The organism is Rhodococcus sp. OK611 (assembly GCF_003050885.1).
Taxonomy (GTDB): domain Bacteria; phylum Actinomycetota; class Actinomycetes; order Mycobacteriales; family Mycobacteriaceae; genus Rhodococcus_G; species Rhodococcus_G oryzae.
This window is the reverse complement of sequence record NZ_QAOZ01000007.1, coordinates 207,811-219,386: the sequence shown is the minus strand read 5'-3', so window position 1 is coordinate 219,386 and position 11,576 is coordinate 207,811. Positions and strand designations below refer to the sequence as shown.

Genomic DNA, 11,576 nt, shown 5'->3' with positions numbered 1-11,576 from the left:
CGGATTGACGAGGCCGGCCCGCGGAGCGATCCGCGGGCCGGCCTCGTCCCCGTTCGGCGGCCTTGCACCTGACGCGACGTGAGGTCCTAGCGTGGCGGCATGACTGCAGACGAGAACGACGGGATGTTGACGGAGCAGGACGTGATCGACGCGGCGACGCGGTTGCCGGGGGTGGTCGTGGTGACCGCCGACGAGGCGAGCGGGGCGCCCGAAGCCTCCCGGGGTGACTCGTTCGTCCACCTCGACCCGGACCGGAAGTTCCCGTTCGCGACGATCGTGACCCAGGACGTGCCCGGTTGGGACACCTACTCGGCGCTGGATCGTGACGGTGCGTTCCGCGTGAACTTCGGCGTCGGTCGGGCCGGGTTCGAGGAGCTGCTCGGCTACCCGCCTGCCGCACACGCCGCGCACGCGGACTGGATCGACTTCACCGTCGGCGACCGGCTGCTGCCGCACCCGACGTACGCTGCGCAGTCCTGGGTGTCGATCGTGTGTCCCACGCGGGCGAGCCTCCCGCTGGTGCAGGACCTGTTCGACCGGGCCCGCGCGCACGCCGCGCGCCGTCGCCGGACGGGTGACGGTGGGCGATGATCGGAGTATGGACGACGGGTACACGGTCGGGGAGCTCGCGCGGCTGTCCGGCGTCTCGGTGCGGACCCTGCACCACTACGACGCCATCGGGCTGCTGACGCCGCACGCGCGCAGCACCGCCAACCACCGGCGGTACACGGGCGCCGATGTCGCGCGGCTGCGTCAGATCCTGTTCTACCGGGAGCTCGAGTTCGGCCTCGAGGAGATCGCGGAGATCCTGGCCGATCCCGCGGTGCACCCTGACGCGCATCTGCGCAGGCAGCACCGGCTGCTGCGCGAGCGCCGGGCCCGCATCGACGGCCTGCTCGACGCCGTCGAACACGAACTGCGGGCGAGCGGCTCGGGCATCGCGCTGACCGCCGCCGAGCAGCTCGAGATATTCGACACCGACCGCTTCGGTTCCGCGCTCGCGGAGGTCGAGCAGCAGTGGGGGGTCGACGCCCACACGGCGGCCTATACGAAGGAGGACTGGGCGGCGATCAAGGCGGAGGCCGATTCCGACATCGCGTCCTTCGCGGCCGCATTGGCCGCGGGCGAGCCCGCCGACGGCGAGGTCGCGATGCGGGCCGCCGAGGATCACCGGACGCACCTGGCGCGCTGGTTCTTCCCCTGCAGCCATCGGCAGCACCGAAAGGTGGCCGCGCACTACCTGTCCGACCCGGCGACCGTCGCGCAGTGGGACGAGATCGCACCGGGGTTCGCGTGGTACGTGCACGACGCGATCGTGGCGAACGCCGATCGCGCCGGTTCGTGACCGCCCGCTCAGGTGGAGCGCGATTCCTTCTCGGCGACGAGGAGGTACGCGGCCATCAGCCGCTTCAGCTCGTCGACGGCGTCCGCGTGGCTCTGCCCGTCCTGGACCGAGAAGTTGAGCATCGAGTACACGACGTGGACGAGGACCTCGGCCATCATCGTGCGGCGGTCGCGTTCGGTGCGCGGGGTCAGTGGCGCGAGCATCCGGGAGATCTGCTCGGCGAGCTGGCGCTCCTGGATCTTTCCGGTGGCCCGCGTCGACGGGGTGGACTGCATCGCCAGCCACACCTCGCGCCGCGACGGGTCCGAGGTCCACAGCTTCGCCAGGTGATCGACGAAGTTGTTAAGGAACCGCAGCCAGTCGAGTGAGGGCACCTCGCCGTTGAACTGCTCGAGTTCGTCGCGCACCGAGGTGAAGTCCTGCCGGTTCAGTTCGCACACGATCACGTACTTGTTGGCGAAGAACTGGTAGAGCGTGCCGATGGGGACATCGGCCCGAGACGCCACCTCCTCGCAGGTGAACGACTCGAACCCGACATCGGTGAGCAGGTCCCGCGACGAGGCGAGCAGGGCGTCGAACTTTCGTCGGCTGCGCTCCTGGGTCGGCCTCTTGCGGGGGAGCAGTTCCTCCAGCGCGGCTGGGTCGGCACCAGCCTCCAGGGCCGGGTCCGCGCGGCGCGAGGTTCGGCTGCTGGTCATGGACTCCACCTGTCCAGGTTATCCGTCTTTGTCGCCGGATCCGATGAACCCCGGGTTCTGGGTGTTTCCCGGGGTATCGGATACCCGGGGGAGCTACCGGGTGACGCGGTTGCGGTACAGGACGTTCGCCCAGACGAACCCGACCGCCGCGATCACCGCGCACCAGGCCACCGCGAGCCAGGCACTGTTGCCGATCGGGGTGCCCATCAGCAGGCCGCGGACCGTCTCGATGATCGGGGTGATCGGCTGGTTCTCTGCGAACCACCGCAGCCAGGTCGGCATCGTCTCGGCAGGCACGAAGGCGCTGCTGACGTACGGCAGGAACATGATGACGAAGGTGAACCCGCCCGCCGCCTCCGGGTTCTTCGCCAGCAGGCCGAGGGCCGTCGACAGGTACGACAGGACGAAGACGAAGGCCGCGATCATCCCGATCACGCCGAGCCACTTCATCGGGTCGCTGGTCGGGCGGAAGCCCATCAGCAGGGCGACCGCGAAGACGATCGCAGTGGTGAGCAGGTTGCGGACCACGCTGGCGAGCACGTGCCCGGTCAGGAACGAGGACTGGGCGATGGGTAGCGTCCGGAACCGGTCGATGATGCCCTCGGTCATGTCGGACGAGACGCCGACCGCGGTCGTCGAGGCGCCGAAGGCGGCGCACAGCAGGATGATTCCGGGCACCACGTAGTTGATGTATGCGGTGCCGGTGTCGATCGCGCCACCGAAGACGTACACGAACAGCAGCATCAGCATGATCGGCAGCGCGACCGCCATGATCATCGAGTCCGGGCTGCGCAGCAGGTGTTTGAGGCTTCGGCGCAGCATTGCCAGCGAGTCGGCGGCGACGGCGGTGCGGGGCAGGGTCTGGGTGCTCATCGGGCTGCTGCTTTCGTGGTCGGGGCGTCGGCGTCGCGGGGCGAGCCGGTGAGGGCGAAGAAGACGTCGTCGAGGTCGGGCGTGTGCAGGGCGAACTTCTCGACCGAGATGTCGTCGTCGATGCGGTCGAGCAGGGCGCGCAGGGACGCGATGCTGCCGTCGGTTGGCACCTCGACGGTGAGGGTCTCGGGGCGCGTGACGGACCCGGGCAACGCGCCCGCGGCCCGGTCCAGCTGGGCGGGATCGGTGAGTTGCAGCTCCATGTGTCCGCCATGGACGAGCCGCTTGAGCTCGTCGGCGGTGCCCTCGGCCACGATCCGGCCCCCGTCGATGACGGCGATCCGGTCGGCGAGCTCGTCGGCCTCGTCGAGGTACTGGGTGGTGAGGAAGATGGTCACGCCGCTCGCGACCAGCTCACGGATGACGATCCACATGTCGCGGCGGCTGCGCGGGTCCAGACCGGTCGTCGGCTCGTCGAGGAACACCACCTTCGGGTTCGCCACCAGGCTCATCGCCAGGTCGAGGCGCCGCCGCATGCCGCCCGAGTAGGTCTCGGACCGCCGGTCCGCCGCGTCCAAGAGGGAGAAGCGGTCCAGGAGTTCGGCTGCGCGGCGCCGCGATTCGCGCCTGCCGAGGTGATGGAGCTCGCCCATGAGCGCGAGGTTCTCCCGGGCGGTGAGCAGCTTGTCGACCGCCGCGTACTGACCGGTGACGCTGATGCTGCGGCGCACCTCCTGGGCCGATCGGGGCAGGTCGTGCCCTGCCACGCTGACGGTGCCGGAGTCGAAGGGCATCAGGGTGGACAGGATCCGGACGGTGGTGGTCTTGCCCGCGCCGTTGGCGCCGAGCAGTGCGAACACCCCGCCCTCGGGCACGAACAGGTCGAGTCCATCGAGCACGGTGTGGTCGCCGTAGGACTTGGTGAGCCCGGCGACGGAAATCGCGCCGGTGGATTCGGGTCTTGTCATGGGATAGTCCCTTTCACGAAACTGTGTATGTCATACACTTTGGTTTATAAGGTACACAGTTTTACGATGAGCGCAAGAGGTGACGACGGGAGCGGTACGGATATGGATACGAGTGGTGCGGACAACGCGGGGGCCGGGGATCTGCCACGGGCCGTCAAGCTCGCCTGGGGGCTGGCCGAACCGGGCAGTCGGGGTCCGCGCCGCGGACTGAGCATCGAGAAGATCCTCGACACCGCAATCGAAGTCGCGGATGCGGAGGGTGCCGCAGCGCTGTCGATGGCCCGCCTGGCGAAGGAACTGGGCTTCACGACCATGTCGCTCTATCGGTACGTCAAGAGCAAGGACGAGCTGATCGAGCTGATCACCGACCGGGTGGTGGGGCCCGCGCCGCACATCGAGCCGGGTACGCCGTGGCGGGAGGCGTTGGCGCAGTGGGCGACCTCCGAGTACGAGGCCTTGATGCGGCACCGGTGGTGGCTGCAGCTGTCCCTCGGGGGGGTGCCACCGACCGGACCCAACAACATGGCGTGGCTGGAGGTCGGACTCGGCTGCCTGGCCGACACGCCGCTGCCGAAGCCGCTGCGTTTCCAGATCGTCCTCAACACCTCGCTCTACGTGATCGGGCGCGCCCGTTTCGCAGCGGACTTCGCGGCTGCCTCCGCCACCGTGTCGCCCGAGTACGCCGCCGCACTGGACTATCCGGTGCTGCTGCCGCGCCTGCTCTCCCCGGCGGAGTTCCCCCACCTGACCGGGGCGCTCGCGGACGGCATTTTCGACGCCGACCCCGAGGTCGACTGGGAGGACGCGGACTTCGCCTTTGCGCTCGGCCTGATGCTCGACGGCATCGAGAAGTTGGTCGACGCGCACCGCTGACGGGCCGGTCCTCAGCCGTTGTTGCGGGCGCGCACCCCTCATCCGAACCGGGTGAATTCGCGCGCTGGACGTGCATGATCCGCTGCAAATCCGTTGCGCCGGGGGAATAGTGCAAGGGGGAAGCCCGCGGTCGCGTCGGTGACCCGGTACGACGTCGATTGGTGGGAACCGATGAGCGTTGACACAGAGGGTCCGGCGGACAGCGCCGCGACGCCGAGGCGACTCCCCGTCGCGCCCCGGCAGCAATACATCACCTGGATCGCGCTGGCGATGATGACCACGAGCTCGGTTGCCAGCCTGCGCTCCGCGCCGTCGATGGCGATATACGGCCTCGCGTGCGTGTTCCTCTACATCGTTCCGGCGATCGTGTTCCTGCTGCCGACCTCGCTGGTGGCGGCCGAGCTCGCCTCGGGCTGGTCCGGCGGGGTCTACCGCTGGGTGGGCGAGGGCATCTCCGACAAGGCGGGTTTCCTCGCCGTCTGGTGCCAGTTCGCGATGACGATCTTCTACTACCCGACGCTGCTGGCCTACGTGGCCAGCACCTTCGCCTACGTGATCAATCCGGCGTTGGCCTCGAACGGGCTCTACACCGCGATCATCATCGTCACCCTGTTCTGGACCGGGGTCTTCGTCTCCTCGCGAGGGATGAAGGCCGTGGCCGGACTCTCGAGCGCCGGACTCGTTCTCGGCACCCTGATCCCGGGCGTGCTGCTGATCGTCATGGGCGTGGTGTTCCTCGGGCAGGGCAACCCCTCCGCCGCGCCGATGGAGTTCAGCGCGCTGCTCCCCGCGTGGACCGGCATCGCGAGCCTGGTGCTCATCGTCAACAACTTCCTGTCGTACTCGGGAATGGAGATGAACGCCGTCCACGTCTCCAGCCTGCGCAAGCCGGCCAAGGAGTTCCCGCGCGCGATGTTCGTCGCGATGGGCCTGGTGCTCGCCATCTTCATCCTGCCCGCCATCGCGATCAGCTGGGTGGTGCCTGCCGAGAAGCTCTCGCTCACCGCGGGCGTGATGCAGGCGTTCGACATCTTCTTCGCGCACTTCGGATTCGGATGGGCGACACCGATTCTGGCGTTGATGCTGATCGCAGCATCGCTGGGCGGGATGCTGACCTGGTTGGCCGGGCCCTCCAAGGGGCTGCTCATGATCGGGAGGCAGGACGGGTTCCTGCCACCGATCCTGCAGCGGTTGAACAAGCACGGGGTCCAGCAGAACATCCTGGTCGCACAGGGTGCGGTGACCACCCTCATCGCGTTGCTGTACGCCTTCATCCCGGAGGTCTCCAGCGCCTACTGGATCCTGTCGGTGATCACCACCCAGGTCTACCTCGTGGTGTATCTGCTGATGTTCGTGGCCGCGATGCGGCTGCGCAAGAACCGGCCGGAGCAGCCGCGTGGCTACCGCGCGCCCGCGCTCTTCCTGCTCTGCTGGGTCGGCATCGTCTCGAGCCTCGCGGCATTCTGCATCGGGTTCGTGCCGCCCTCTCAGTTCGGCGGCGGCAGCGTCTTCGTCTACATCCTCATCGTCGGTGGCGGGTTCGGGATCGTCGGGATCGGGGTCCCGCTCCTGATCCTGGCCCTGCGCAAACCGTCATGGAAACAGGAAGTCTCGGCAGACCCGTTGGAGAAGGAGGCGTGATGACCACACCAGAGGACGGCGACACACGGCCAGAGGTCGGCGAGGTGAGCGTCGCCCCCGTCGACGATCTGCACAAGCGGCCGGAGAACAGACACTGGATCCTCTACCTGGCGGCCTTCGCGGTGTTCGTCGGGCTGGCGGCCTGGGGTCTGGTCACCTTCAACGAGAACAAGCGCACCGACGAGGCGGACGCCAAGGCCACCGAGCTCGCGGCGCAGTTCGAGGCGGCGGGCCTGGGCGCTCTCGACGTCGAGGCGACAGCGCGGGTGCTCGGATCGGACGGCGGTGCCGCGTGCACCGATCCCGGCAGCGCACTCAAGGCCGGTGTGCTCAATCAGCAACTGGTCAGCGGTGCCGCCGGACCCGGCCAGCGTCCCATTCTCGCGACCCACGACGCGGTGGCGGGGGCACGGTTGGTGATCGAGGTCTACTGCCCGGAGCAGTCGGCCGAGTTCGAGGAATCCCTGAACGATCTGAAACTTGTCGACGGCAATTAGCGGGAGCCGTCGGTGACAGCCCAGGAGGTGGCAATGCCGGACGAGATTCGCTCCAAGGTAAGGGACTTGATGCCCACGGCGCGCACGGAGCTCGCGACGCTGGTGGGCTTCAAGTCGGTGGCCGATCCCCGTCAGTTCCCGCCGCAGGGGTGCACGGACGCGGCGAACTGGGTGCGGGACGCGTTCGTCGCGGCCGGGATCGGGCAGGTCGAACTGATCGAGACCCCGGACGGCTCGAACGCTGTCGTCGGGCACCAGCCGGGGCCCGAGGGCGCTCCGACGGTTCTCCTCTACTGCCACTACGACGTTCAGCCACCGGGCAACGAGCAGCTGTGGCACACCCCGCCGTTCGAGCTCACCGAACGCGACGGCCGCTGGTACGGGCGTGGTGCGGCGGACTGCAAGGGCAACATCGTGATGCACCTGCTCGCATTGCGCGCGCTGGGCACGCCGTTCCCCGTCGGCATCCGGGTGGTGGCCGAGGGTTCCGAGGAGATGGGCACCGGTGGCCTCGAGGAGCTGGTGCAACAGCGCCCCGAACTGTTCGAGGCCGACATGATCCTGGTGGTGGACACCGGCAACGCCGAGGTCGGCGAGCCGACGGCGACGATCACCCTGCGGGGGATGGCGAATGTCGTCGTGCACGTCGAGACGATGGCGGGGGAGGTGCACTCCGGGATGTTCGGCGGGCCCGCGCCCGACGCCCTCGCCGCGCTGGTACAGATGCTGGCCACGCTCCGCGACGAGGACGGCAACACCGTGGTCGAGGGCCTGGACTCCGGGCAGCGGTGGGACGGCGCCGAATACGCCGAGGCGCAGTTCCGCACCGACGCCGGGGTGCTCGACGGGGTCGGCCTGCCCGGATCGGGTTCGGTCGCGGATTCGGTGTGGGCCAGGCCCGCGCTGACGATCCTCGGGATGGACTGCCCGCCGGTCGTGGGGTCTGCCGCCGCGATCCAGCCGAGGGCGTCGGCGCGACTGAATCTGCGGGTACCGCCCGGGATGGATCCGCAGAAGGCGCAGGACGCGCTGATCGCACACCTGGAGGCCGCCGCGCCGTGGGGTGCGCGGGTGACGGTCGAACCGGAGCAGATCGGATCGCCGTTCCGCGCCAGTACGGACGGGCCCGGCTACGCGGCCCTGGCCGACGCCATGGCCGAGGCTTTCGGGAAGCCGCTCGGCACGGTGGGGCAGGGCGGCTCGATCCCGCTCTGCAACGTCTTCGCGACCATGATCCCCGGTGCGGAGATCGTGATGCTCGGGGTCGAGGAGCCGCGCTGCCTCATCCATGCACCCAACGAGAGCGTCGACCCGTCCGAGATCGAGAACCTCGCGGTCGCGGAGGCGCTGTTCCTCGGACGGTTCGCCGCCACCCGTTGATCTACGCGGCCGGGCTCAGACGGACAGGTCGCGGCGCAGCTTGGCGACGTGACCGGTGGCCCGGACGTTGTACTGGGCCACCTCGATCTTGCCCTGCTCGTCGACCAGGAAGGTGGAGCGGATCACGCCCTGCACGGTCTTGCCGTACATGGTCTTCTCGCCGAACGCGCCCCAGGCCTTGAGCGTCTCGCGCTCCGGATCCGACAGCAACGGGAAGGTGAGCTCCTCGTTGTCGCGGAACTTGGCCAGCTTCGCCGGCTTGTCGGGGGAGATGCCGATGACGTCGAGGCCCGCGCCGTTCAGCTCGGCCAGGTTGTCGCGGAAGTCGCAGGCCTGCTTGGTGCAGCCGGGGGTGCTGGCCGCCGGGTAGAAGTACACGATCACCTTGCGTCCGCGGTAGTCGGCGAGCGAGACCTCCTTGCCGTCGGCGTCGGGCAGGGTGAATCCGGGCGCGGTGTCCCCGGCGGCGAGTCTGATGTTCTCGGTCACGCCGACCAGGTTACTGGCAGCCCCGGCCGTGACACCGGACGTCGGCGGTTCCTCCCTGCGCACACGCGCGCCGCACCGGTACGGTCATGACCAAGCAAGATCGACGATGAGAGAAAGTGGGATCCACGTGCCCAGGGACACCGAGAGCATCGAGCGCGACATCGAGCAGGCGCGCAACCAGCTCGCCAGCACGCTCGACGAACTGAGCGTCCGCACCAACCCGAAGCGACTGGTCGAGAACGCCAAGGCGGGCCTGGTCGCCAAGATCAACGAACCGCCGGTCAAGTTCGCCCTGATCGGCGCGGGCGCCTTGGTCGCGGTACTGGTGCTGCGCAAGATCTTCCGCTGATCGACGCGGTGTCCACCCGATTCCGCACCTTCGAGCGGACCTCGGTCGTCGAGGCGCCGTGCGAGGCCGTCTGGGCGCGGATCGTCACCCCGCAGGGCATCAACGACGAGATGATGCCGCTGCTGCGGATGGCGATGCCCAGGGGCGCTCGGGGGCTGACGGTGGACACCGTAGAGGTCGGCCGCAAGGTCGGACGATGCCGGCTGTACCTGTTCGGCATCGTCCCGTTCGACCATGACGACCTGATGCTCGCCGAATTGGAGCCGGGCCACCGGTTCCTCGAGCGCTCGACGATGGCCTCGATGCGGACATGGGAACATGAGCGGACCCTGACCGACGAGGGCGCGCGAGCGACCCTCGTGCACGACCGCGTGCGTTTCGAGCCGCGCGGTCCGATCGCCGCGGTCCCCGGGCTGCCCGGGCTGCTGGAGCGGGTGATCGGCGGGTTCTTCGCGCACCGGCACCGAAAGCTGCGACGGCACTTCGCGAACTGAGCACCGAACCCCGGTCTGCCCTTCCCTCAACGATGCCGGCCCCCAACCGACAACAAAGAAGGCCCCGACCGTGATGGTCGGGGCCTTCTCGTGTGCGCCCACAGGGACTCGAACCCCGGACCCAGTGATTAAGAGTCACTTGCTCTACCAACTGAGCTATAGGCGCATTGTCACTCGCTCGGGACTCGCGCCCCGCTCTCTGCGACGTGGAGAACATTAGACGAGCGATCCGAGCGAATGCAAATCAGCCCCCCGTCGGCACTCGACGGGCTGGTCAGGGGCCTGTACGGGGTAACACTCGCGGCCCGGGCGGCGATTGGAATGTGAACGTTATTGGGTCGGCCGGGACGCTGTTGGCTGGCATGGCGCCGAGCCTGGCATCATGGCAGTTCACAGCTCTGCGCGTCCGGTGTGCGCCCTGTGGCGGCCGGTTGTGGATGGTGTGTTTAGTGGCTTCGAGTACATGAGGGTGGGGATCAGGGTGGCGACCATACGGGGAACGCTGAGTGCGGTGGCTCTCGCAGCGGCAGCGATGCTCGTGGCGACGGGGTGCACGGTGCAGTTCGGTGAGGATGCCGAGGCGGCGCCCGCGCAGGCGGCCATCGACCTGAACCCGGTGTTCGAGCTGATCAAGCCAAAGGTGACCTCCGCCGTCGCGGACGGCGCGGTCGGGTACTCGCCTGGCGACCCCGTCGCGGTCCGGGTGGCGGACGGCAAGCTGTCGAAGGTGACGCTCCTCGACGAGTCCGGCGACCCGGTGGCAGGCGCCATCGCCCCGGACGGTCAATCCTGGGTGAACACGCAGCCGCTCAAGTACAACGGCGAATACCGTCTTCAGGCCGACGCTTTCGGGCTGGGCGGCGCGAGCACAACGGTGTCGAGCTTCACCACGAGTTCGCCGGGCAACATCACCAAGCCGTACGTGATGCCGGGGGACGGGGACGTCGTCGGCATCGGTCAGCCCGTCGCGGTGCAGTTCGACGAGTCGATCCCCGACCGCAAGGCCGCGCAGGAAGCCATCACGGTCGTCACCAACCCGCCGGTGCCGGGCGCCTTCTACTGGGTCAACGACCGCGAGGTGCGCTGGCGCCCCGAGAACTACTGGGCCCCTGGCACCGCGGTGACCGTGGACGTCAACGTCTTCGGCCGTAACCTCGGCGGCACCCTGTTCGGTCAGGCGAACGAGCACCGCGAGTTCCGGATCGGCGACTCGATGATCGCGTACGCCGACGACAACACCAAGCAGGTCACCTTCGAGCGCAACGGCCAGGTGGTCATGACGATGCCGACGTCCATGGGCAAGGACAGCTCGCCGACCGACAACGGTGTGTACATCATCGGCGACCGTTTCGAGCACCTGATCATGGACTCGTCCACGTACGGCGTCCCGGTGAACTCCCCACAGGGATACAAGACTCCCGTCGACTACGCGACCCGAATGTCGTACAGCGGCATCTTCTTCCACTCCGCGCCGTGGTCGGTGGGGGAGCAGGGTTCCACCAACACGAGCCACGGTTGCCTGAACCTGAGTCCGGCCAACGCCCGATGGGTGTTCGAGAACACCAAGCGCGGCGACCTGGCGATCGTGAAGAACACCGTCGGCGGCACGCTGCCCGGCACCGACGGCCTCGGCGACTGGAACATCCCGTGGGCGACCTGGAAGGCCGGCAACGCCTGATCTCGCGGCCGTAGCGAGGGCCCCGCACCCACAACAGGGTGCGGGGCCCTTCGCGTTGTACGGACCGGTGCGCCGGGTCTCAGGGTCCGTGCATGCCCCGGAAACGGAGAACGCCCCCCGACCGGAGTCGGGGGGCGTTCTCTTCGGGTGACTGACGGGACTCGAACCCGCGACAGCCAGGATCACAACCTGGTGCTCTACCAACTGAACTACAGTCACCATTGCCGGCGCGGTTTCACCCTCGCGGGCTGCTCCGTATCGGCGTGCACGATATTAGCCTGACTCGTCGCC

13 protein-coding genes and 2 tRNA genes are annotated in these 11,576 nt (G+C 68.3%); 9 read left to right on the top strand and 6 right to left on the bottom strand.

Annotation, left to right across the window (positions count from 1 at the left end; translation table 11 throughout):
- Nucleotides 1-99: 99 nt before the first annotated feature.
- Together C8K38_RS11025 and C8K38_RS11020 are read left to right on the top strand one after the other, a co-directional pair.
- Nucleotides 100-591 carry a DUF6194 family protein gene (locus C8K38_RS11025; protein ID WP_218840965.1) on the top strand — a complete coding sequence of 164 codons (492 nt, stop codon included), beginning with the start codon at nt 100-102 and terminating at the stop codon, nt 589-591.
- 7 nt (nt 592-598) lie between these two features.
- Nucleotides 599-1,345 (top strand): MerR family transcriptional regulator, encoded by a 747-nt coding sequence (locus C8K38_RS11020; protein ID WP_097211496.1) that lies wholly within the window; start codon nt 599-601, stop codon nt 1,343-1,345.
- A gap of 8 nt (nt 1,346-1,353) precedes the next feature.
- Here the strand turns inward: C8K38_RS11020 and C8K38_RS11015 are convergent, their stop codons facing one another.
- The 3 genes from C8K38_RS11015 to C8K38_RS11005 all read right to left on the bottom strand — a co-directional run bounded on the left by C8K38_RS11015 (nt 1,354) and on the right by C8K38_RS11005 (nt 3,884).
- On the bottom strand, nt 1,354-2,043 hold the full coding sequence (locus C8K38_RS11015; protein WP_245220990.1) for a TetR/AcrR family transcriptional regulator: 690 nt from the start codon (nt 2,041-2,043) through the stop codon (nt 1,354-1,356).
- Between the two features lie 93 nt (nt 2,044-2,136).
- Nucleotides 2,137-2,916 carry an ABC transporter permease gene (locus C8K38_RS11010; protein WP_179800521.1) on the bottom strand — a complete coding sequence of 260 codons (780 nt, stop codon included), beginning with the start codon at nt 2,914-2,916 and terminating at the stop codon, nt 2,137-2,139.
- On the bottom strand, nt 2,913-3,884 hold the full coding sequence (locus tag C8K38_RS11005; RefSeq protein ID WP_097211495.1) for an ATP-binding cassette domain-containing protein: 972 nt from the start codon (nt 3,882-3,884) through the stop codon (nt 2,913-2,915). The genes C8K38_RS11010 and C8K38_RS11005 overlap by 4 nt, the downstream gene beginning before the upstream one ends.
- A gap of 66 nt (nt 3,885-3,950) precedes the next feature.
- Here C8K38_RS11005 and C8K38_RS11000 point away from each other — a divergent pair, with 66 nt between their 5' ends.
- The 4 genes from C8K38_RS11000 to C8K38_RS10985 all read left to right on the top strand — a co-directional run bounded on the left by C8K38_RS11000 (nt 3,951) and on the right by C8K38_RS10985 (nt 8,275).
- A complete protein-coding gene (locus C8K38_RS11000) occupies nt 3,951-4,757 on the top strand; it encodes a TetR/AcrR family transcriptional regulator (RefSeq protein WP_306455727.1) in 807 nt (268 codons plus the stop codon).
- Between the two features lie 171 nt (nt 4,758-4,928).
- Nucleotides 4,929-6,398, top strand: a complete 1,470-nt coding sequence (locus tag C8K38_RS10995) for an APC family permease (protein WP_097211493.1) — start codon at nt 4,929-4,931, stop codon at nt 6,396-6,398.
- Nucleotides 6,398-6,895, top strand: coding sequence for a hypothetical protein (locus tag C8K38_RS10990; RefSeq protein WP_097211492.1), 498 nt, complete (start codon nt 6,398-6,400; stop codon nt 6,893-6,895). The genes C8K38_RS10995 and C8K38_RS10990 overlap by 1 nt, the downstream gene beginning before the upstream one ends.
- A gap of 33 nt (nt 6,896-6,928) precedes the next feature.
- Nucleotides 6,929-8,275 carry a dipeptidase gene (locus C8K38_RS10985; protein WP_097211555.1) on the top strand — a complete coding sequence of 449 codons (1,347 nt, stop codon included), beginning with the start codon at nt 6,929-6,931 and terminating at the stop codon, nt 8,273-8,275.
- 15 nt (nt 8,276-8,290) lie between these two features.
- Here C8K38_RS10985 and bcp read toward each other — a convergent pair whose 3' ends face one another.
- On the bottom strand, nt 8,291-8,764 hold the full coding sequence (bcp, locus tag C8K38_RS10980; protein ID WP_097211554.1) for a thioredoxin-dependent thiol peroxidase: 474 nt from the start codon (nt 8,762-8,764) through the stop codon (nt 8,291-8,293).
- Between the two features lie 127 nt (nt 8,765-8,891).
- On the opposite strand from bcp, the gene C8K38_RS10975 reads away from it, so the two are divergent.
- Together C8K38_RS10975 and C8K38_RS10970 are read left to right on the top strand one after the other, a co-directional pair.
- A complete protein-coding gene (locus tag C8K38_RS10975; RefSeq protein WP_077042185.1) occupies nt 8,892-9,113 on the top strand; it encodes a DUF3618 domain-containing protein in 222 nt (73 codons plus the stop codon).
- 8 nt (nt 9,114-9,121) lie between these two features.
- Nucleotides 9,122-9,607 (top strand): hypothetical protein, encoded by a 486-nt coding sequence (locus tag C8K38_RS10970; protein WP_097211491.1) that lies wholly within the window; start codon nt 9,122-9,124, stop codon nt 9,605-9,607.
- Nucleotides 9,608-9,700: 93 nt separating this feature from the next.
- Here the strand turns inward: C8K38_RS10970 and C8K38_RS10965 are convergent.
- A tRNA-Lys gene (locus C8K38_RS10965) sits at nt 9,701-9,773 on the bottom strand.
- A 366-nt stretch (nt 9,774-10,139) separates the two neighbouring features.
- Between C8K38_RS10965 and C8K38_RS10960 the strand changes: the two genes are divergently transcribed.
- Entirely contained in the window at nt 10,140-11,285 is a 1,146-nt protein-coding gene (locus C8K38_RS10960) for a L,D-transpeptidase (protein ID WP_373560250.1), read from the top strand.
- Nucleotides 11,286-11,431: 146 nt separating this feature from the next.
- Here C8K38_RS10960 and C8K38_RS10955 read toward each other — a convergent pair.
- Nucleotides 11,432-11,504 (bottom strand) — tRNA-His (locus C8K38_RS10955).
- Nucleotides 11,505-11,576: the final 72 nt, after the last annotated feature.